Genomic DNA, 22,470 nt, shown 5'->3' on the forward strand with positions numbered 1-22,470 from the left:
GAAGCGCGCCGCGCGCCAAAATGCGCCGGTCGATTTGTGGCTTGGCTCAGGCCGCCTGTGGCAAGCCGTCACCCCGCTCGCGCACGAGCGCCCAGGTCTCGCGCACGATCCCGCGATAGAGGAGCCAGAAGGTCGCGGCATAGGTCGCTGCGCCGATCGCGACGTGGGTGATGAGTGCTGCGAGCGGGCTGGTAATCGGCACCAGCGCCTTTGCCGCGAGCACCGCTGAGGACATCGCGGCGCAGGCCACCGCGACCGGGGCGATTGTCTGGGCGAGCCGCAGCGGCGAAAGCGACACCGCGCGCAAGGTCACCGCCAGAGTGATCGCGCACAGCACCGGCGCCGCGATCCACCAGGCATGAACCAGTCCCATCGCGCCGCCGCCTCGCCCCGCCAGCAACCCCCATGCGAACATCGCCGGGAACAGCACCGCGCCGCTGATCGAGGTGAACAGATATATGTGCGGGCGGCCCATGGCGTTGGTGACCGGCGAGCAGATCAGCTGGAGCGCAAAGGCCGGCATCACCAATGCAAGGCCTGATACGATCGGGATCAGCCCGGTCCACTTCTCGCCCATAAGCACCAGGATCGCGTGCTCGCTGGTAAGCGAGAGACCTATATATACAGGCGCGCTGACCATCATGACCAGCCGCGCGGTCTTGAGGAAGTAGGGCGCCAGCGGCCGGTTTTCGCGGTGAAGCTCGGAATAGGCGGCGAGCGCGACTTCGTTGACCGGCGGGATGAACCGCGCGGTCACGATCAGGGTGAGGAACAGCGCCTGAGTATAGAGGCCGAGATCGTGGGTCGGCATGATCCGGCCCGCGATCACCACGTCGCTCTGGCTCTGGATGATCCAGAACAGCTGGCACAAGGTCAGCGTCCCGCCGAAGCTGACGAGGTCCCAGGCCCCCCGCGGGTCGAAGACCGGACGCACGAACAGCCGCGCGGCCACGGTCAGGCCGATCGCGCGCGCGATGAAGATCGACAGCCCCGCATAGACCAGCGCCCACACGCCCCAGCCCAGCCATGCCAGCACCAGCGCGGTCGCCGCGCCCACCAGCGCGCTGGCCATGTTGACCTGTCCGGGCTTGCGAAATTCGAGCTGCCGGGCGAGCCACTCGTTCGGCAGCGCAATGAAGGGAATGGTAAGAAACAGCACCGCTTGGATGCGCAGCATTTCTGCCACCATCGGCTCGCCGAAATAAACGGCGGCAAAGGGCGCGAAGGCGAACTGGACCGCCGCAAGCAGCCCGTTTGCGAGCAGCAGCATGCCGAACACCTGGCCGATGCGACGCTCGTCGAGCCGGTCGGTCTGCACCAGCGAGGTAGCAAAGCTTTGCCCATTGAGAAAGGCAAGGGCGGTGATGATCACCTGGCTCATCGCGAACAGACCATAATCGGAAGGCTCGAGCAGGCGGACCACGAGGAAGGTCGAAGTCCATGTGATGATCTGCGCACCGACCTGCGTGCCCCAGCGCCATGCGATCGCGCTGCGCACGCGCGCGGCGAAGGTTTGCTGCGCTGGCGCAATGGCAGCCGCGATCCCCGGCGCGCTCTTATGCGCGCTCGCGTGTGCGGCATGGGGAGGCATCGATTCGCCGCCCTTTGATTCGCCCGATTTTGATTCGTGGTCCATGAATCGGGCGACTAGGCCAAAAACGTGAAGAATTGACCGATTGCCGGGTCCGATCCGGGCTTGAGTCGGCCCGATTCATCGACAATTCCCCATTCAGAGCCTTGAAAATGGCAGCATCAACCCCATTTTGGTTGGGCGAGAGGGGGCTGAAACCCGCGGAATTCTGCGGTTTTCGAACTTTCACGAAAGAAAATTGCAAAAAGGCGTTGACCGAATCCGAGACCACGCCTAGATGACCTCCACCGACGCGGCGCTGACGGTTCACACCGGCCCCGCAGCGATCGGTCGCCAACATAAACGGATAGCCGGTCCCCCGGTGCAAATCGGGGAAGCACTAGCTGTCCGCTGTTACTGTCTGGCGGCTCTTTGACATTGTTGGTTTTTGATGAAGGGACATGTGGGCGACGGCGTCCAGTTCGAACACTTCAAGGGTTCGATACTGGTTAAACCTTAAGCCGATGCCACATCCTTGCCCGCCTCCACAGGCGGCCTGGGTGATACATGTTCATTCGTATCCATTACGTTTGACAGTGCAGGTATCGGCTCCTTGATATTCTGGCTGATCGAGCTGGCGGGCTTGCCCGTGCTTGATTGGTTAGTCTCACAAACTTGAGAGTTTGATCCTGGCTCAGAACGAACGCTGGCGGCATGCCTAACACATGCAAGTCGAACGAACCCTTCGGGGTTAGTGGCGCACGGGTGCGTAACGCGTGGGAACCTGCCTTTAGGTTCGGAATAACTCAGAGAAATTTGAGCTAATACCGGATAATGTCTTCGGACCAAAGATTTATCGCCTTTAGATGGGCCCGCGTTAGATTAGATAGTTGGTGGGGTAACGGCCTACCAAGTCGACGATCTATAGCTGGTCTGAGAGGATGATCAGCCACACTGGGACTGAGACACGGCCCAGACTCCTACGGGAGGCAGCAGTGGGGAATATTGGACAATGGGCGAAAGCCTGATCCAGCAATGCCGCGTGAGTGATGAAGGCCTTAGGGTTGTAAAGCTCTTTTACCAGGGATGATAATGACAGTACCTGGAGAATAAGCTCCGGCTAACTCCGTGCCAGCAGCCGCGGTAATACGGAGGGAGCTAGCGTTGTTCGGAATTACTGGGCGTAAAGCGCGCGTAGGCGGCTTTTCAAGTCAGGGGTGAAATCCCGGGGCTCAACCCCGGAACTGCCCTTGAAACTGGATGGCTAGAATACTGGAGAGGTGAGTGGAATTCCGAGTGTAGAGGTGAAATTCGTAGATATTCGGAAGAACACCAGTGGCGAAGGCGACTCACTGGACAGTTATTGACGCTGAGGTGCGAAAGCGTGGGGAGCAAACAGGATTAGATACCCTGGTAGTCCACGCCGTAAACGATGATAACTAGCTGTCCGGGCTCATAGAGCTTGGGTGGCGCAGCTAACGCATTAAGTTATCCGCCTGGGGAGTACGGTCGCAAGATTAAAACTCAAAGGAATTGACGGGGGCCTGCACAAGCGGTGGAGCATGTGGTTTAATTCGAAGCAACGCGCAGAACCTTACCAGCCTTTGACATCCTAGGACGGCTTCTGGAGACAGATTCCTTCCCTTCGGGGACCTAGTGACAGGTGCTGCATGGCTGTCGTCAGCTCGTGTCGTGAGATGTTGGGTTAAGTCCCGCAACGAGCGCAACCCTCGTCCTTAGTTGCCATCATTTAGTTGGGCACTTTAAGGAAACTGCCGGTGATAAGCCGGAGGAAGGTGGGGATGACGTCAAGTCCTCATGGCCCTTACAGGCTGGGCTACACACGTGCTACAATGGCATCTACAGTGAGCAGCGATCCCGCGAGGGTTAGCTAATCTCCAAAAGATGTCTCAGTTCGGATTGTTCTCTGCAACTCGAGAGCATGAAGGCGGAATCGCTAGTAATCGCGGATCAGCATGCCGCGGTGAATACGTTCCCAGGCCTTGTACACACCGCCCGTCACACCATGGGAGTTGGTTTCACCCGAAGATCGTGCGCTAACCTTTTAGGAGGCAGCGAGCCACGGTGGGATCAGCGACTGGGGTGAAGTCGTAACAAGGTAGCCGTAGGGGAACCTGCGGCTGGATCACCTCCTTTCTAAGGATACAAGCGAAAGCGCCTGGCCTCGTGCCGGGAAGAGCTTCGCGAGTTCCAAAGAACATGCCGTCGTCCTCATGTCCTTTCATCAATCGGAAAACATCGCCTCTCGGGGTGGTGTTTGCCTGAGCCGGCTCACCAGCCCCTCGCGGCCAATTGGCCGGCGAAGGTCAGGTGTGGGCCTGTAGCTCAGTTGGTTAGAGCGCACCCCTGATAAGGGTGAGGTCAGAAGTTCAAATCTTCTCAGGCCCACCATTTACCTGAAAGGGGCCTTAGCTCAGCTGGGAGAGCACCTGCTTTGCAAGCAGGGGGTCATCGGTTCGATCCCGATAGGCTCCACCAGGTAACTTGATCCGATTGTATGAAACGAAAGAGATCTCGCTTTCGAGCGAGTAGGCGCATCTGGCGCCGACATTTGACATTGTGAATGGGTTTTTAAATCGATGCCGTGGCGCATGGATTGTAACGATGGTCTAGCCGGCCGTCCGCGCAACCGTGCATCACAAATCAATCAAATTGATTATCTGGCTGAGATAATTCTTCTGCATCATCGCGAAGACGAACAGGCTTTATGCAGGCCTGTCGTTGATGGTGTGGATTCTCAAGCGTGAGGTAAGAGCATTTGGTGGATGCCTTGGCATGTACAGGCGAAGAAGGACGTGGCACGCTGCGATAAGCGTCGGGGAGATGTGAGCAATCTTTGATCCGACGATTTCCGAATGGGGAAACCCACCTTCACCATTTCTTTCATTCGCTCTTCGGAGCGGTTGAGAGAGGTGGATAAGGTATCACCTTAGTGAATATATAGCTTTGGTGAAGCGAACCCGGGGAACTGAAACATCTCAGTACCCGGAGGAAAAGACATCAACCGAGATTCCCGTAGTAGTGGCGAGCGAACCGGGACCAGGCCAGTGCCTTTTCATGAATTAGCAGAACTCTCTGGAAAGTGAGACCATAGTGGGTGACAGTCCCGTATGCGAAAATGATTGGAAAGGACTTGAGTAGGGCGGGACACGTGAAATCCTGTCTGAACATGGGGGGACCACCCTCCAAGCCTAAATACTCGTACATGACCGATAGCGAACACAGTACCGTGAGGGAAAGGTGAAAAGCACCCCGATTAGGGGAGTGAAACAGTACCTGAAACCGGATGCTTACAAGCAGTTGGAGCCCCATAGGGGGTGACAGCGTACCTCTTGCATAATGGGTCAGTGACTTAATCTAGCATGCAAGCTTAAGCCGTTAGGTGTAGGCGAAGCGAAAGCGAGTCTGAATAGGGCGACTGAGTATGTTGGATTAGACCCGAACCCCGGCGATCTAGGCATGAGCAGGTTGAAGGTGCGGTAACACGCACTGGAGGACCGAACCGTTGCATGTTGAAAAATGCTCGGATGACTTGTGTTTAGGGGTGAAAGGCCAATCAAGCCGGGAAATAGCTGGTTCTCCGCGAAATCTATTGAGGTAGAGCGTCAGATGTATACCGATGGGGGTAGAGCACTGGATGGGCTAGGGCTGCGCGAGCGGTACCAAACCTAACCAAACTCCGAATACCATCGAGTTTTGTCTGGCAGACAGACGGCGGGTGCTAAGGTCCGTCGTCAAAAGGGAAACAGCCCTAACCTACAGCTAAGGTCCCCAAGTCATATCTAAGTGGGAAAGCATGTGGGAATCCCAAAACAACCAGGAGGTTGGCTTAGAAGCAGCCATCCTTTAAAGAAAGCGTAACAGCTCACTGGTCTAAATAAGGGTTCCTGCGGCGAAGATGTAACGGGGCTAAAGATATGCACCGAAGCTTAGGGTTCATAGTTTACTATGAGCGGTAGCGGAGCGTTCCGTAAGTGGTTGAAGCCGAAGGGTAACCGACGGTGGACATATCGGAAGTGCGAATGCTGACATGAGTAGCGATAAAGAGGGTGAGATGCCCTCTCGCCGAAAGACCAAGGGTTCCTGCGCAACGCTAATCGGCGCAGGGTAAGCCGGCCCCTAAGACGAGCCCGAAGGGGGTAGTCGATGGGAACCACGTTAATATTCGTGGGCCTGAAGATGTGTGACGGATCGTGGAAGTTGTTCACCCTTATTGGATTGGGTGGGCAGCCAAGCGGTTCCAGGAAATAGCCTCTTCATATAGACCGTACCCGAAACCGACACAGGTGGTCAGGTAGAGTATACCAAGGCGCTTGAGAGAAGTATCCTGAAGGAACTCGGCAAATTGCCTCCGTACCTTCGGAAGAAGGAGGCCCCATCAGAAGGCAACTTTTGGTGGGGGGCACAGGCCAGGGGGTAGCGACTGTTTATCAAAAACACAGGACTCTGCTAAGTCGGCTTCAAGACGACGTATAGGGTCTGACGCCTGCCCGGTGCTGGAAGGTTAAGAGGAGGAGTGCAAGCTCCGAATTGAAGCCCCAGTAAACGGCGGCCGTAACTATAACGGTCCTAAGGTAGCGAAATTCCTTGTCGGGTAAGTTCCGACCTGCACGAATGGCGTAACGACTTCCCCACTGTCTCCAGGATATGCTCAGCGAAATTGAATTCTCCGTGAAGATGCGGAGTACCCGCGGTTAGACGGAAAGACCCCGTGCACCTTTACTGCAGCTTCAGAGTGGCATTAGGAAAGAGTTGTGTAGCATAGGTGGGAGGCTTTGAAACTTGGGCGCCAGTCCAAGTGGAGCCATAGGTGAAATACCACCCTGCTGTTTTCTGATGTCTAACCAACTACCGTTATCCGGTAGTGGGACCCTCTGTGGCGGGTAGTTTGACTGGGGCGGTCGCCTCCTAAAGAGTAACGGAGGCGCGCGATGGTAGGCTCAGGCCGGTTGGAAACCGGCTGCGAGAGTGCAATGGCATAAGCCTGCCTGACTGCGAGACTGACGAGTCGAGCAGAGACGAAAGTCGGTCATAGTGATCCGGTGGTCCCTCGTGGAAGGGCCATCGCTCAACGGATAAAAGGTACGCCGGGGATAACAGGCTGATGATTCCCAAGAGCTCATATCGACGGAATCGTTTGGCACCTCGATGTCGGCTCATCACATCCTGGGGCTGGAGCAGGTCCCAAGGGTTTGGCTGTTCGCCAATTAAAGTGGTACGTGAGCTGGGTTCAGAACGTCGCGAGACAGTTTGGTCCCTATCTGCCGTGGGCGTCGATACTTGATAGGAGTTGCCCCTAGTACGAGAGGACCGGGGTGAACATGCCTCTGGTGTACCAGTCATCCTGCCAAGGGTGCCGCTGGGTAGCTATGCATGGACGGGATAACCGCTGAAAGCATCTAAGCGGGAAGCCTCCCTAAAGATAAGGTATCTTCGAACCGTCATAGACCATGACGTTGATAGGCTGGGTGTGGAAGCGCAGTAATGCGTGAAGCTAACCAGTCCTAATAGTTCTGATCGCGCTTGAGAGTCTGCACTGTCAACGACAGGCCTGCAAAGGTTTGTCTGGACGTGAGGAATTCTCCAGCCAGATACGCCCGAACAAGTGCATCGATTTAAGCCCGCCTCCACAAGCTTCATTGCTTGGTGGTCATAGCGTCTGTGACCCACCCGATCCCATCTCGAACTCGGCCGTGAAACCAGATAGCGCCGATGGTACTGTGTCTTAAGGCACGGGAGAGTAGGTCGCCGCCAGGCATTGCAGCTTGTGGATCGCGAGCAAAACCCATTCACGATTCAAAAAAAGCCGCTGCCGGTCTGACCGAGCGGCGGCTTTTTGGTCTCTGCATGAGACCGCAGACGGTGACGCGGGATGGAGCAGTCCGGTAGCTCGTCAGGCTCATAACCTGAAGGTCGTTGGTTCAAATCCAACTCCCGCAACCACCTGGAACATACAAACGCCGCCGGCCCTCGGGTTCGGCGGCGTTCGTGTGTCTGGGCCAGATGTGCTGCAAATTTTGGCGGGGTCCTGCCGCTCGGCAAGTGTTCATAGCGCCGCCGTCAAACCTTCTTCGATCAGTCGGGCGCCAGCGGACCGAGCGCGGCCTTCAAATCGCCGAGCCAAGGCTCGAACGGCTTCCAGGCGTCCTGGCCCTTGCGGTTGATCGGTTCGCGGACCTGTTCGCTCGATGCGGTGCGCACGGCGCGTTCGGTCCGGTGGAATGCGAGGCATTGTTCCTCGAACGGCACTTCGAGAAATTCGAGCATGCGCCGCGTCTGACCTTCGAGATCATCGAGCACGTCCTCGTGCTGCACGCGCAGGACCTTGCCCGGAAGGACCGTATCCCAATGATCCATCAGCTTGACGTAATCGGCATAATAGCGACCGACCTCGTGCAACCCGTAAGTAAACTCCTGCCCTTCGGCGAACAGCTGCTTGAAGCCTGAAAAGCAGCAATCCATCGCCACCCTTCGGGCATCGATGATCTTGGCATTGGGGAGAATTAAGTGAATGAGCCCGATATGCCGAAAATTGTTCGGCATCTTGTCGATGAAGAATTGCGCGCCCGCGCGGTGAATGCGCGTGTTCGCGATGAAGTCTTCGCCGAACCCAGATAGCTGTTCCGCGGTGAGATCGTGCAGGACCTCCGGATAGAGCGACTGGCCTGCCTTGCGGCCGCGCAACCGGTGAGCGAGCGCAAGCACATTGGGCAGTTCGAGCGTGCCGTCGATCTGCGAATGGCTGGCGAGGATCTGTTCTAGCAGTGTCGAACCGGCGCGCGGCAGGCCGAGGATGAAGATCGGGTCGGCGGCAGGAAAGCCTGCGCCTTCGTGGCGTTCGAACAATTCGCGCGTGCAATGTTGACGTTGCCGGTCGAGCTCGGCGCTCATTGCCTCGGCGCTGTAGCGAGTCTGGGCCCGCTTGAGCGCGTTGCCCTTGTCGTAATGCGCAAAGCTCGCCTCGTAATCGCCCTCGTCCTCAAGCGCCTTGGCAAGCGCGAAATTCAGGTGGACCCGGTCCATGAAGGCCAGGTCATCGCGCGCCGCCTGTTCGCGCATGGCGGCAATCTCGTCCGGCGAAAAGGTGTAGGTCTTGAGATTGGCGAGCGCATACCAGGCATCGCCGTGATCTGGCTTGGCCGCGATCGCAGCCCTGTAGCTTTCCTCGGCCGCCGAACGCTCGCCCTTGGTCTTGAGCGCATGACCGCGACTGGTGAGGTTGGCCGGATCGCGCGGAAGTTTTTCGAGCACTGCGTCGAACAATTCCAATCCGCGATCATAATCGCCGGTCTGAATGCATTCGATCGCGAGCCGCGACTGGAACAGCGGATTATCAGGGTCGCGGTCGTAGAGCAGCTGCGCCTGCTCGCGTGCTTCGGCGGATTTCTGTCGCCGCCTGAGGGCATCGATGTAATCGAGCCGCAGCTGGATGTCCTCGGGCGCGAATTCCACGGCGCTTTCGAGCAGGAATTCCGCATCGTCGAGAATACCCAGCTCGATCCCGATCCTTGCCAGCAGCCGCATCCCTTCAACATTGCGCGGGTTCTGGCGGAGAAAATGGCGGCAGATTTCCTCCGCGCGCACCAGCCGCCCTTCGGCCAGGTGATTGGTCACCGCGAGCAATTCACGCGGGAGTGAGGCAATGCGTGTGCGCTGCGCCTGTGCGGCCTGCGCTTCGCCGTGACGCCCAGCCTCGGCGAGCAAGCGCGCCTGTTCGCGCCAACTTGCCTCGAGCGCAGGGTTGAACCTGGTGGCGCGCGCAAAGGCTGCAAGCGCAGCGGAGCGGTCGCCGCGAGCGAGCGCGAGGTGCCCCTCTTCCTGCCAGGCCCGGCCATATTCGGGCATCGCCGCGTGCAGCGCCTTGAGGTGCTCGCCGGCTTCATCGAATCGTTTTAGATAGCGCGCAGCAACGGCCGCAACATAAAGCGCCTCGCCATCCTTCGGGTCATCGCGCAGCAGGGCGCGCGCGGTTTCGAGGCCAGCTTCGATACGCCCTGCCTGCAGGGCCTCCTGCGCCCGCTTGAGTTGCTCTTCGCGTGTCATTCTTGCGCCTTAGACAGCAAAACGGCGGGAGTGAACCGTGCCACTCCCGCCGTCTTTCCTTGCCTGGTCGCGGCGATCAATAGTCGAACGAGACCCGCATCCCGACAGTCAGCGGGCGGTTCACAACGATCCGCGCACGGTCGTTGACGAAATTGCCCGAGATCTGGGCGCGTTCGTCGAACAGGTTTTCGCCGAACAGCTCGAACTTCCACTGATCGCGGGCAACGCCCATGGACAGATCGACCACGGTGTAGCTGTCGAGCTCGAGCTTGTTGATCTCGATGATGTCGGTGAACTTCGATGCCGAATGGGTCACCTGAGGCTGGATGAACGCGCTCATTGTGCTGTTCAGGTCGAATTCGTAGCGCATCCGCAGATTGCCCTGGAAGCCCGGGGCAAAGGCAAGCTCGGATCCGGCGACCACGTCGTCGGTCGGGGTGAGCACCTCGGTGATCTTGGTGTCGAGGACGGAGAACGCACCCGAGATCGACAGGCCGGGCGTCGCATAAGGCGCGATGGTGAAATCGGCCTCGATGCCGTAGATCTCCGCATTCGCCGCATTGTCCGAAAAGAACAGGTTGGTGATGCTGGGATCGAAGATCGTGGTCTGAAGATTGCTGATATCGACGAAGAAGGCGCTGCCGTTCAGCCGCAACTGGCCTTCGATCAGGTCCATCTTCCAGCCCAGTTCGTAGTTCTTGACCTCGTCGGTTTCGAGCTCGAACGGGACGGTGAAGCCGTTGGCACCCTGCGCGCCGCCGGGGCGGTTGAGCAGGCCGGGGCGGAAGCCTTCGGAATAGGTCGCGTAGAACAACAGGTCAGGGGTCGGGGTCAGGGTGACCGTGCCCTTGAAGATCGTCCCGCTGGTTGCCGCAACGTCTGGCGCGCGCAGGGCGTTGAAGACCTGCTGCGCCTGACCGGCGGAGAGCCCCGCATCCTCGATATCCTGAAGGCTGTCGCTCAGATCGAAGGTCTGGCGCAGGGCCGCGTTGCAAGAGCCGATGAAGGTGAACTGTCCGTCGCCATTATACAGGTCGCTGATATCGGTGCCAAAGGCATTGGCATCCTGGGCCGCGCCCGAATTGCAGAACGAGCCGTTGGCGCTGCCTTCGAGATCGACCTCGATATCGTAATAGCGCGCGCCGAAGGTCACAGTCAGAAGGTCGGGCACCACGTCGACGCTGGCTTCGCCGAAAATGCCGAACTGCTCGTCGGTGCGCAGGACATCGTTGCGGAAGATCGTGTCAGCCGGGAACGGGCCGGGATCGGACACGAAGCCTGTGGTCTGCGGGAAATTGGGCGCGAATGGCCCGAACGGGGCAGCCGCGACATTGCCCGGATAGGCGAAGTCGTTGCGTTCCTGAAGTTCGAGATCCGAATAGAAGCCGCCCGCGGTAACGCGCACGGGCCAGTCGTCGGGCGTGCTGAAGCGCAGTTCCTGGGTGAAGACCTTGGTCGCGCTGTCCGAGGTCACGTAGAGGTTCGGCGCCTGGCAGGTCCCGCTCGGATCGGACGCACCCGGATAGCTCACCGAGCCATCGCAGATGTAATAGGGCAGGTATTGCCCGACGAACAGGTAATCGGTGTAATCGACCCGCTGGTTCGCTTCGCGCTCGGTATAGGCGCCGGTGTAGACCACGTCGAGCATCGCCAGCCGCCCTTCGACGGTCCAGCTGGTGTTCGAGAAATCGTCCTCGAGGCGGTCTTCCTCGTAACGCTCGATATCGAGATCGTCGCCGTCCGGAATGGTCGGGTCGGAGAAGAAGACGCCGTCGGTCTCGAGGCTCTGGCGGGTGTGCGCGAGAGTGACGGTCCAGTCGGGAGTGATCTCCCACAGTATGCTGGCGCGAAAGCCTGCATATTGCGTGTCGTTGAAGTCCTCTTCGGCGATGCCGGAATTGTCGGCGGCGATGAAGTTGACGTTCGACAGGTCGGCGGTCGACTGGAAGCCGGCTCGGTTGGCGCTGACCGGCACGCCGTTGGCGCGCACGGTGCCCGCCGGGCGGAAACGCGCGCTTTCCGAAAGGTCGCGGGTGCCGCGGACATTGTCGATATAGCCGCCCTGATCGTCAAGGAAGACGACTCCGCGCACCGCCACGTTGTCAGCGACCGGCACGTTGATCATCGCCTCGGCCTTGTAACTGCTCTCGCCATCCTTGGTGAAGGAGACACCGGCCGAGAACGCCGCGTCGAAGCCGGAGAGGTCGGGCTTGTTGGTGATCAGGCGAACCACGCCCGCCTGCGAGCTCGCACCGAACAAGGTGCCCTGCGGACCCGAAAGCACCTCGATGCGTTCGAGGTCGGCAGCATATACGTCGAGATTGCGGCCTGGCTGCGAAAGCGGCTGTTCGTCGAGATAGAGCGCGACGTTCGGGGCCAGACCGGCAACGCCGGCGGTCGTCAGGTTCGGCGTCGTCGAAGCAAGGCCGCGGATATAGATCGTGCTCTGCCCGGGGCCGGTGCCGCCCGCGGTCACCGTGGGCAGCTGTTCGAGATAATCCTCGAAGGTGTCGATATTGAGCTCGTCGAGCTGCTCGGCTCCGATGGCGTTGACCGAGATCGGAACATCCTGGAGGTCTTCGCTGCGCTTCTGCGCGGTCACGACGATGGTCGGAACGCCGCCCTGGCGCTGGTTTGCCGCCTCTGCCGGCGCGGCGGCGTCCTGCGCGGCGACGGGAGTGGCGAGTGCGACCGCGAGCGCGCCGATCGACGCACCGCTCAATTGTTTCGACATGTTTTGCCCCTTTGGGATTGCCTGAGGGTGGCGATGCAAGAAATGCAGCGTCCGACCCAAGAATTACGCGCGTCGCTACAAAGCACAGCGCATACGCAAGGGGCCTGCTACCAACCGGTAAGAATGATGACCACAGCGAGAGGCCAAATTCCGCGAAGGCAATTCGACCCGTTGCATAATAACAACATTGCGTGGCTCCAATGGCGCAATTCAAGTAAAGCCTACGAAGACCTAAAGTAAGCGAAATTCTACTCTAACTTGCACTTGTGCCGTGGAATCGGCATCCGTTCTTCGGCAAGTGTTGCCAAGTGCGGACGCTCTTTTACTTCAGCTTGATTGGCTGGGCTCCAAGTCTGCGGGCCTCTTGTTCTCTTCTAGCCATTCCTCGCAAGCCTCGGCGGTGGTTGGCACGCCGTGATGCTTGCGGATCAGGTCATGGATCACCGCCTTCAGGATCGCCACGCACATCACCGCCACGACCATCGAGAACGGCAATGCTCCGATAATCATGGTGATGCGAATGGCATCGATCCCGCCAAGGATCAGCATCGAGCCGACGACAAAGGACAGCGCCACGCCCCAGAACAAGATGTGATAGCGGCGGGTCCCCTCGTCCTCGCCCGCGCCATTGATCGTGTTGACGATCAGGATCGCGCTGTCGACCGAGGTGACGAGATAGGTCATCAGCAGCACCACGACGAGGCTTGAGACGACCCAGGCCGCCTCCGGGCTGAGCAGGACCGCGAGCGTCGCGTAGAGCTGGTCGGAAATGCCCGCTGCAAGGATGCGCCCCTCGGCCGCACCGCTCAATTCGAGCTCGATCGCGGTTCCGCCTGCAAAAGCCATCCAGATGAAGCACATCATCGCGGGCACCAGCGCCACGCCGAAAACGTATTCGCGGATCGTTCGCCCGCGCGAAATGCGCGCGATGAACATGCCCACGAAAGGCGCAAAGGCGATCCACCAGGCCCAGTAGAAAACCGACCAGTCGAGTTGCCACTGGACGAGGGCATCGCCCGTCTCGCTTCCGTCGCGCGCAAACAGGGTCAGCGAATTTGCGGGCAGGGTGGTGACGTAGTCCCAGATCCCGATGCCCAGCAATTGCAGCCCGAAAAATCCTGCGCCGACAGTCGCGAACAAGGCCAGAAGGCCGAATGACAGCGTCATGTTGATGTTCGAAAGCCACTTGATCCCGCGCCCCACGCCCGAAAGCGCGCTCAGGGTCGAAGCCCCGACCAGCACCAGCAGCGCGATCACGATGGCAGCGGCAGAGGCGGTCATCGTGCCATCGCCTGCATCGCTCATCAGCCAGTCGCCCATTCCGATCCGGTGCAGCCCCGCGACGAATTGCTGCACGCCAAGCCCCATGGTCACCGCGACGCCGAGAATGGTCGCGACCACCGCGACGACATCGACCGCGTGCCCGGCGAAACCGGACATCGAGCGGCCGAAAAGCGGCGCGAGGCTCGATCGGATGGTGAGCGGCAGGTTGCGGCGGTGTGAGACATAGCCGATCGCCAGCCCCACCAGCGCATAGGTGCACCAGGCGCCAAAGCCCCAGTGCAGGAAGGTCCACATATAGGCCGATCGCACGGCCTCGGCCGAGACGGCCTCGACATTGCCGCGAATGATATCGGGATTGTTGGCGAAATGGGCGAGCGGCTCGCCGGTGGAATAGGTCAGCATCCCGATGCCGATCCCGGCGCCGAACAGCATCGAGAACCACGAAAAGCGGGAAAATTCGGGCGCTTCACCTGCGGGTCCGATCCGCAGCGATCCCGTCTGGGGGACCAGCGCCAGTCCGCCGCACACGAGGATCAAGGCAGCCACGAGATAGACATACCACCCGCTGAACGCCGCAATGATCGTCGAGTTGGCGACCTCGAGCGTTTCCATCGCGCTTACCGGAAAGAAGATCGCCCACAAGATGATCAGCGTGACGATGATCTTGCCCGGGATCGCCACCGCCCGGGCAAAGCCATCGTAGAAGCCGCTGTCATGGGTGTTGATCGGCAGGTCCACGACCGGAGGCGAGACCGGCTGGCTTGGGTCGGTTTGCGAATTGTGCTGGTTGATCGTTCTTCTCGACAGATTGCTGCGGGGCGCGCGCAATCGGGATGGACGCCGATCCGCGCGATGTCCAGCACGCCCTGTCGATTTCGCCCTCCGGCCCGCCCGCAGCAAAGCCTTGGGAATGGCTCAGGCGGTGCGCACCTTGGCGAGGAAGGCGCTCGCCTGGTGGGTCAGGGTCGCCGCCTGCCTTTCGAGCGCATGCGCGCTGTCGAGCACCTGGCGCGATGCCGAGCCGGTCGATCGCGAGACCTCGCGCACGTCGTCGATGTGATCGCCGATCTGTTCGGTGCCCCGTGCCGCGAGGTCGATGCTCATGGCGAGGTCCTGGCCGGCATTGTGCTGTTCGCCGACCGCGCTGGCGATCGATGAGGCCGCGTCCTCCATCTCGCGCACGCGTTCGGCGATGGTGCGCAGCGCCTTGACGCTGGCCCCGGTGGTTTCCTGCATCGCGCGAATCTGGCACGCAATTTCGGCGGTCGCCTCGCTGGTTTGCATCGCGAGCGCCTTGACCTCGCGTGCGACGACCGCAAAGCCGCGTCCGGCGCTCCCCCCGCGCTGCGCCTCGATCGAAGCGTTCAATGCAAGCAGGTTGGTGCGCTGGGCAATGGTCGAGATCAGCTTGACGATATTGCCGACCTCGTGCGCCTTTTCGGCAAGCTCCGAGATCGTCGTGTCGGCCTGCTCGGTGGCGTTGCCGGCCAGTTGTGCAAGTTCGCTTGAGCTGCTGGCCTGCCGGCTGATCTCGCCGATCGACAGGGCAAACTGATCGCTCGCGGCAGCTGCTGCGGTCGCTCCCGACTGGGCATTGGCCATGTGGCGCGCGAGCCCCTCGCTGCGATTGCTGGCCTCGCCGGCGATATCGGCCATGCGCTGGGCGGTCTCGCCAAGCTCGCCCGATGCGGCGGTGACATGGGCGACGACTTCGCCGACCGTGTGCTCGAATTCGCGCGCGACCTCGTCGAGTAGCCGCGACTTGCGCTGCCGGGCGCGCTCGCGCTCCTCCTCGCGCTCGTTTTGCAATCGCAGCGCTTCCTCGACCCGCTCAGTGCGCTCGCGGGCGAGATCTTCCAGTTCCTGGCTCGCTTTCTTGAACTGGCCGAGCGCGCGCAGCATGTCGCCGATCTCGTCGCGGCGCGAAAGTCCGGTGATCGGAAAGTCGCGGTTCCCCCGGGCGAGCGCGGTCATCCAGCCAGAGATCTCGACCACCTTGCGCGAGAAATCGAGGCTCAGATAGCGCATCCCGATCACCAGCACCGCGCTGGCGCAGGCGAACAGGACCACCAGCGCGACCAGCAGATAGCGGAAGTGCCTGAACGAGCCGGCAATGTCAGCGGCGCGCCTCTCGGCAAGGCGGTCGGCCAATCCCTGCGAATCTGAGAGCAAGGCTTCGCCCCGGCTCGAGACCACCCGCGCCAGCCGGTCGAGACGCTGGGCATCGGCGCCTTCGGCCTGCGCTGTCAGGACCGCTTCGAAAGCGGCGCTGTATCCCTGAAGGTCGGAGCGCAGTCGCGCGGTCGCGGGCAGGTATTCGGGAAAGGCGCGGCGGGCCACCGCTTCCATGTCATCGACCCTGTCATGCGCCTGGCTGAGCGTGGCCCGCTTGGCCTCTAGCCAGGCCGGTTCCCCCCAGTAGAGAAAGCGCGCCGCATTGTAGCGCATGTCACCAGCCAGGGTCCGCAGTTCGGTCGCCTCGTGCATGGCATCGCTGGCATCGACCGCACCGGAATAGCGCACCCATCCCTGGCCAAGGCCAAGCGCGAGCACCAGCGCCATTGCGAGGCTGATCGCGAAGAAGCCGGCAAAGATCGCGTTGACCTTGCCCCTGATCGTGAGATTGCGGAACCAGCCGAAGCGTTCGAGCATGCTGGTGCGCACGCTGTCGTCCTGGCCGGGCGCGGTGCATGGAATCCCGCCATCAACCGCCGTCATGTCCATAATAATCCTCGAGATTGTGCGGGCTCGCTTGCCATGCAGGCAACCGGGGCGAGGGCTGACCGTTCGCCTGATTTGCGTGCCGATGATGATGAAGGGTCAGCGTCAAGCTGTGCTTGAACGGCCCCCGCGCAATTGCCCCTAGGTCGCGCGGGACCAGCCAGCCGGCGGTCAGCCGTCGCGGACCTTGGACAGAAACGCGTTGACCTGGACGCGCAAGGTGCTGGCCTGCTGTTCGAGCGCTGTCGAACTGGCAAGGACCTGGCTCGCGGCCGACCCGGTCGAGATCGAGAGCTCGCGCACTTCGCCTATGTGCCCGGAAACCTGCTCGGTGCCGCGCGCGGCGAGGTCGATGCTCTTGGCAAGGTCCTGGCCCGCGCGCGATTGCTGGTCGACGGCGCTTGCGATCGCGACCGAGGCGCCTTCGAGCTGGGCGACTTCGCTGGCGATAGCCTTGAGCGCCGACACGCTTGCGCCGGTCGAATCCTGCATGGCGCGGATCTGTTCGGCGACCTGTTCGGTCGCGCGGCTGGTCTGCATGGCGAGTTCCTTGACCTCGCTGGCGACCACCGCGAAGCCGCGCCCGGCCTCACCCCCGCGCGCCGCCTCGATCGAGGCGTTGAGCGCGAGCAGGTTGGTGCGCTGGGCGATTGTCTGGATCAGTTCGACGATCTCGCCGACCTGGACCGCGCTCTCCGACAGGGCCGACAGGGTCTCGTCCGCCTCGTCCGCAGAGGCGGTCGCCTTGCGTGCAAGCTCGGCCGATGAGGCGGCCTGGCGGCTGATTTCCTCGATCGACATGGCAAATTCGTCGGACGCGGCCGCGGCCGCTGTTGCGCCGGAATTGGCCTTTTCCATAGAGGTTGCGACCTCGGCAGTGCGCGCGGTGGATTGTTCGGCGGTCGCGGCCATCACCGTCGCGGTCGACTGCAATTCGCTCGACGCGCGTGCCACTCCGTTAGCGACATCGCCGACTGTGCGCTCGAACTGGTTGGCCACCTCGCGCAGCGCCTTCTGGCGCTCGAGCCGCGCCTCGCGCTGGCGATCCTGTAGGCGCGTGTTCTCGTCGAGTTCGGCGCGCGCCTTCTCGGCGCGTTCGCGGCTCATCCTCTCGAGCCTGAGACCGGCACGGTGGAACACCGAGAAGGCACGCGACATGGTGCCGATCTCGTCGGTGCGATCGGCGCCGACGATCTCGACATCCTTGTGGCCCGAGGCGAGCTTGCGCATCTGCGCGGCGAGGTCCTTGAGCACTCCGCCGACATTGCGATCGAAATAGCGCTGCGCGAACAGGGTGAAGATCACGAGGCCGATGACGAGGCCGATCCAGATGACCAGCAAGGTGAAGACCAGCTGCGCGCCCGATCCGCTATCGGATGCGAGCGCGATTGCCATCTGCGCGGCGAAATCGCGGGCATTGTCGGCGGCCTGCTGCGAAGATGCTGTCAGGCTGGCCACCGATGCGGCGTTGCCGGCCTCGTAGTTCACGAGCGCTTCGCGCCAGCGCGTCTCTGCCGCCTCGAAACCTTCAAGCTCGCCTGCCACCGCTCGGGCTATCACGGTGTCTCTCGAAGCCGTGCTGTCGCGCAATTCCTCGCGGTGCCGCGCGGCGTTGTCGAGCGCGGCCAGCGCTTCCGAAGCGGCGGCGTTGTCGCCAGCCGCGACCAGCCGTTCGCTGTGGCGCTGGGCCTGGGTGAGGTCGAGCGCCAGCCTTTCGCTGACCAGCGCCTGTGCTTGGGCGCTCTCGATGGCATCGGCGCGGCCGGCCACGACCAGCAGGCCGGCGATGACCACCGCGCCTGCCAGAAGCGCGCAGACAAGATTGATGACGTAGAAAAGCGTGATCTTGCGGCCGATCGAAAGGCCGCGAACCCACGCCGCGCCGCGGGCGATGCGCCCGTTGCCCGGTTCGCGCGGGAACGCTGCGGCCTCGCTGGCGCGTTCGGCCTCGATATCGATGGCGATTTCCTGAAGCGCGCTCATGCCGCTGCCCCCCTGTCGATTTTGCCGGCCAGATGCGCCCCCGCGCCCGGCGTCTCGGCATTGCGCGCAATCTGCGCGGCAATCAGACGATCGATGTCCTCGGCCGGCATTGCCTTGTAATAGAGCCAGCCCTGGATGTGGTCACACCCGGCGAGACGAACCATGTCGGCCTGTTCGTGGGTCTCGACGCCCTCGGCTGTCACTCCCATGTCGAGCGCCCGGGCAACCGCTATGCTCGAGAGCATCATCGCGCGGCTGCCATCGTCGCGGCTGGCTTCGACCACGAGGCTGCGGTCGAGTTTCAATTTCTCGAAGCGGAACTGCCGCAAGAAGCCGATCGAGGCATAGCCGGTGCCGAAATCATCGAGCGAGATGCGAACGCCGAACTTGCGGATCACGTCGAGGCTGCGTTCGGCCACGACCGGGTCGAGCACGAGGCAGGTCTCGGTGATCTCGAGTTCGAGCAGGTGCGCGGGAAAGCCGGTTTCCTCAAGCACTTCCCCGAGCTTCACCGGAAATTCCGGGTGGCGCAGCTGGGCTGCGGAAATGTTGACCGACAGGGTGATATCCGGCCAGGACCTCGCCGCGTTCATCGCTTCGCGCAGGACCCACAGGCCGATCGCGTTGATGATCCCCGATTCCTCGGCGACGGGGATGAAGACATGCGGGCCGATGCGTTCGCCGTCTTCGCGTTCCCAGCGCAGCAGCGCCTCGACCGCGACGATCTGTTCGGCGCCGACGCCGCTGCCGGCGTCGATCAGCGGCTGGTAGTGAACCGCGAATTCGCCGCGGGCGAGCCCTGCGCGCATTTCGTCTTCGAGCTCGCGCATGGCCTCGCGGCGCTGATCGAAGCTCTCGTTGAACCAGGTGCAGCGCATCTTGCCGCTGCGTTTCGAGGCCGACATCGCGACATCGGCGCGGCGCAGAAGTTCGGAGGAGGGTAGGCGATTGCCCGGGGTGCACCGGGCAAGCCCGATGCTCGCGCCGACACTGATATCGCGCTCGCCGACCGTGATCGGCGTGTCGAAACGTTCGATCAATGTGCGGCAGATCCCTTCGAGGATCGTCCCTGCCACGCGGCCCGACATCACCGCTGCGAATTCGTCTCCGCCAAGGCGATAGCAGCGCGCTTCATCGCCGCAGGCCTGGCGCAGCAGGTCGGCGCATTGCCGGATAAGCTGGTCGCCGACCCCGTGGCCGAAATGGTCGTTGACCTGTTTGAAGGCGTCGAGATCGATCAGCGCGATTGCCACCTCGCTGTCGCTCTGGGCGGCATCGGTGAGGTCATCATGAAGGGCGCGTCGGTTGGGAAGCTGGCTGAGCGTATCGGTCGCGCCGAGCGTTTCGAGCTCGCGCAGATTGGCGACGCCCTGGCGGCTGAGAAGAAAGATTGTCGCGGCATAGAGCGCGGCCCCGGCGACAAGCAGCGACGCGGGCGAGGCAAAGGCAATCCGGTCGCTGGCAATGACAACGAGCGCGATCAACGCGGTGACGAATGTCAGGGTTGCCAATGGCACGGTGACCATTCCCCAGGGGGTCAGCCGCAGCGGTTTGCTCTGTTCGGGCACGCATCATCCTCTTGCTTGTGCGACGCAGGGGCATGCCCCGAACAGTTTGCTAAAGATCATTGGCTAATAAGGTATTAAACTGGTTATCCGCCCTTACGGTTTTGGACCTATTCGGGCGTTAACCCGGGCCTGCGAAATCCTGCGCCAGCGCCGAATTGGGGCGATGGTCAGCGCGAGGCCAGGGCCGGATCGCGGGCGAGGCGGGACGCAGCGGTCTTCTGGCGCTCGTAAATGCTCGCGCGACCCGGCGAGGGCACCAATTCGCGGGTCTGGCCCACCACGGTCTCGCCCGCTCCCAGCATCAGGAAGCCGTCAGGCGCCATCGCCGAGGCGATCCGGCGAAACGCCTCTTCGCGCGTGGGCTGGTCGAAATAGAGCAGGACATTGCGGCACAAGACGAGGTCGAAGCGTTCGCGTGCCGGCGGCTGCGAAAGGATATTGTGCTGCTGGAAACGGGTGATGTGCCGGACATGGTCGCGGATTTGCCAGCCATCGGGTGTTTCGTCGAAATGGCGCAGCATCTGTACCACGCCGAGCCCTCGCTGGACCTCGAACTGGCTGTAAAGGCCATTGCGCGCGGTGCGGATCACCTTGTGCGAGACATCGGTGCCCAGGATATCGATATCCCAGCCCTTCCAGCGTTCCTTCTGGTCCTCGAACAACATTGCGAGCGAGTGGACTTCCTGCCCGGTCGAACAGCCCGCGCACCAGATCGCGATGCGCTTGCGGTTGGCATTGCGCGCGGCGATCGCGGGCAAAATTTGGTCAGGCAGCTGGTCGAATGTGGGCTTGTCGCGGAAGAAATAGGTCTCGTTGTTGAGCAGCGCCTCGACCACCTGGGTGGCGATGTCCTGGTCGCTGCCGCGCTGGCTCGGCGTGCCGAGCAGGCAGACGAGCTGGTCGATATTGCTGATCCCGTGCTGGCGAAACACCCCCGAAAGCGCGCTTGCGACGCGCCAGCGACGGCTTTCGTTGAGGTGCTGGCCGGTGTGTTCGGCGAGCAGTTCGGCGATGATCTGGTGCGAAGCGGGGCTGGCCTCCATCGGGTCAGGCCGCTCCCTGCGGGCCGTCGCGGTCGCTTGCAGAGACCAATTCGTCCATCAGCGCCTGGCCGAGTTTCTCGGGCGATGCGACAAAACTCGTCAGCCCGGCCTTGTGGACCGCGCCGGGCATCCCCCAGACCGCGCTGGTTTCGCAATCCTGCGCCCATAAGGTCCCGCCGGCAGCGACGAGCTGGCGTGCCCCTGCGAGGCCATCGCGGCCCATCCCTGACAGGATCAGCGCGATCGCGCGGCCATCACAGGTCTCGGCGAGGCTCGAAAGCATCGGATCGACCGAGGGCAGGCAGCCATTCTCGACCGGCCGGGAGCACAGGCCCGTGACGAAACCATCGGCCGAGCGCCGGACCAGCATGTGGCCGTGCCCGGTCGCAATGCCGATCTCGCCAGCACGAATCTCGGTTCCGTCTTCGGCGATATGGGTGGTGCGGCCGCTCGCCACCTCGATCTGGCGTGCGAATACCGGGATGAAGGAAGAGGGGAGGTGCTGGGTAATCAGGATCGGCAGGGTGAACTGGTCGGTCAGGGTGCGCAGCATGAGGTTGAGCGCGTGGATTCCCCCGGTCGAGGCTCCGATGGCAAGCACTTCGGGCCGCTTGCTGCGGCGATGCCTTGCAGGCGTGGCCGGAGCGCCAGCCTCGCTGGCCTCGCCCTGCGCATCTTCCTGCCGTCCGGCGCCGAGCGCGCGGATCTTGCCGAGCAACTGGGCGCGATAATCATCGTTGAACGCGCCGGGACGCGGCTTGAGCATGGTATCGGCAGCGCCGCGCGAGAGCGCGGTCACCGTGGCCTCGGCGCCGTCCTCGGTCAGCGAGGAGACGACCATCACCTGCGCCTCGGGCGCGGCCTTGAGAATGCTGGGGAGCGCTTCAAGTCCGCCCATTCCGGGCATTTCGAGGTCGAGCAGGATGACGTCGAGATCGGCTCCGGCGAGCTTGGCGATACCGCGTTCGGCGCTGCCAGCGGTCTCGATTACCTTCATCGCCGGATCGCTTTCGATCATGCGTTTGAAGATCGTGCGCACCGTCAGCGAATCGTCGATCAGCATGACGCGGATCGTATCGGCCGGTCGCACCGGGTGCGCGCCATCCATCATCCGGCCGGGCGACGAGGTTGGTGCGTTCATGCCATCCCCACCAGTTGCAGCTTGATCTGCAAGGTTTCGTGATCGAAGGGCTTCATCACGTATTCGTCGGCGCCCGCGCTGATCGCTTCGCGGATATGGGCGACATCGTTCTCGGTGGTGCAGAACACCACCTTGGGCTGGTCTCCGCCAGGTCGCTGGCGCAATTGCACGATGAATTCGATGCCGGTCATGACCGGCATGTTCCAGTCGAGCAGCACCACGTCGGGCATCTTCTCGCGGCAGGCGTCTAGGCCCTTCTGGCCGTCCTCGGCCTCGGCCACGTCGAAACCCAGGGTTTCGAGGATATGGCGCGATACCTTTCGGATCACGCGCGAATCATCGACGATCAAACAGGTCTTCAT

General features: G+C 61.7%; 10 protein-coding genes, 3 tRNA genes and 3 rRNA genes. 6 read left to right on the forward strand and 10 right to left on the reverse strand.

The window, feature by feature from the left end:
* Positions 1-46 precede the first annotated feature (46 nt).
* The gene (locus ACKTSM_RS04265; RefSeq protein WP_407875890.1) at positions 47-1,591 is read right to left on the reverse strand and encodes a lipopolysaccharide biosynthesis protein; all 1,545 of its coding nucleotides are present in this window, start codon (positions 1,589-1,591) and stop codon (positions 47-49) included.
* Positions 1,592-2,241: 650 nt separating this feature from the next.
* On the opposite strand from ACKTSM_RS04265, the gene ACKTSM_RS04270 reads away from it, so the two are divergent.
* The 6 genes from ACKTSM_RS04270 (at position 2,242) to ACKTSM_RS04295 (ending at position 7,534) form a co-directional block, all read left to right on the forward strand.
* Positions 2,242-3,727: ribosomal RNA gene (locus tag ACKTSM_RS04270) — 16S ribosomal RNA — on the forward strand.
* Positions 3,728-3,905: 178 nt separating this feature from the next.
* Positions 3,906-3,982, forward strand: a tRNA-Ile gene (locus ACKTSM_RS04275).
* Positions 3,983-3,993: 11 nt separating this feature from the next.
* A tRNA-Ala gene (locus ACKTSM_RS04280) sits at positions 3,994-4,069 on the forward strand.
* 260 nt (positions 4,070-4,329) lie between these two features.
* A 23S ribosomal RNA gene (locus ACKTSM_RS04285) occupies positions 4,330-7,119 on the forward strand.
* Positions 7,120-7,233: 114 nt separating this feature from the next.
* Positions 7,234-7,348 (forward strand): 5S ribosomal RNA (rrf, locus tag ACKTSM_RS04290).
* Together the 16S, 23S and 5S rRNA genes with 3 tRNA genes alongside form the textbook arrangement of a ribosomal RNA operon.
* A 109-nt stretch (positions 7,349-7,457) precedes the next feature.
* Positions 7,458-7,534: transfer RNA gene (locus tag ACKTSM_RS04295), tRNA-Met, on the forward strand.
* Positions 7,535-7,666: 132 nt separating this feature from the next.
* On the opposite strand, the gene ACKTSM_RS04300 is transcribed toward ACKTSM_RS04295, so the two are convergent.
* The 9 genes from ACKTSM_RS04300 to ACKTSM_RS04340 form a co-directional block, all read right to left on the reverse strand.
* Complete coding sequence (locus ACKTSM_RS04300; RefSeq protein WP_407875891.1) at positions 7,667-9,634, reverse strand: sulfotransferase; 1,968 nt, start codon at positions 9,632-9,634, stop codon at positions 7,667-7,669.
* Between the two features lie 76 nt (positions 9,635-9,710).
* Complete coding sequence (locus ACKTSM_RS04305) at positions 9,711-12,368, reverse strand: TonB-dependent receptor (RefSeq protein ID WP_407875892.1); 2,658 nt, start codon at positions 12,366-12,368, stop codon at positions 9,711-9,713.
* 327 nt (positions 12,369-12,695) lie between these two features.
* Positions 12,696-14,390, reverse strand: coding sequence for a BCCT family transporter (locus ACKTSM_RS04310; protein ID WP_407875893.1), 1,695 nt, complete (start codon positions 14,388-14,390; stop codon positions 12,696-12,698).
* A gap of 177 nt (positions 14,391-14,567) precedes the next feature.
* Positions 14,568-16,370, reverse strand: a complete 1,803-nt coding sequence (locus tag ACKTSM_RS04315; protein WP_407875894.1) for a methyl-accepting chemotaxis protein — start codon at positions 16,368-16,370, stop codon at positions 14,568-14,570.
* A gap of 174 nt (positions 16,371-16,544) precedes the next feature.
* The gene (locus tag ACKTSM_RS04320) at positions 16,545-18,356 is read right to left on the reverse strand and encodes a methyl-accepting chemotaxis protein (protein ID WP_407875895.1); all 1,812 of its coding nucleotides are present in this window, start codon (positions 18,354-18,356) and stop codon (positions 16,545-16,547) included.
* Positions 18,353-19,924, reverse strand: a complete 1,572-nt coding sequence (locus ACKTSM_RS04325) for a putative bifunctional diguanylate cyclase/phosphodiesterase (RefSeq protein ID WP_407875896.1) — start codon at positions 19,922-19,924, stop codon at positions 18,353-18,355. Before ACKTSM_RS04325 ends, ACKTSM_RS04320 begins: the two co-directional genes overlap by 4 nt.
* A gap of 167 nt (positions 19,925-20,091) precedes the next feature.
* Positions 20,092-20,967: a CheR family methyltransferase gene (locus ACKTSM_RS04330; RefSeq protein WP_407875897.1), complete on the reverse strand. Its 876-nt coding sequence runs from the start codon at positions 20,965-20,967 to the stop codon at positions 20,092-20,094.
* A 4-nt stretch (positions 20,968-20,971) separates the two neighbouring features.
* Complete coding sequence (gene cheB / locus ACKTSM_RS04335; protein WP_407875898.1) at positions 20,972-22,108, reverse strand: chemotaxis-specific protein-glutamate methyltransferase CheB; 1,137 nt, start codon at positions 22,106-22,108, stop codon at positions 20,972-20,974.
* Positions 22,105-22,470, reverse strand: coding sequence for a PleD family two-component system response regulator (locus tag ACKTSM_RS04340; RefSeq protein ID WP_407875899.1), 366 nt, complete (start codon positions 22,468-22,470; stop codon positions 22,105-22,107). Before ACKTSM_RS04340 ends, cheB begins: the two co-directional genes overlap by 4 nt.

This window comes from Qipengyuania nanhaisediminis, assembly GCF_045862805.1.
Taxonomy (GTDB): Bacteria; Pseudomonadota; Alphaproteobacteria; order Sphingomonadales; family Sphingomonadaceae; genus Erythrobacter; species Erythrobacter nanhaisediminis_A.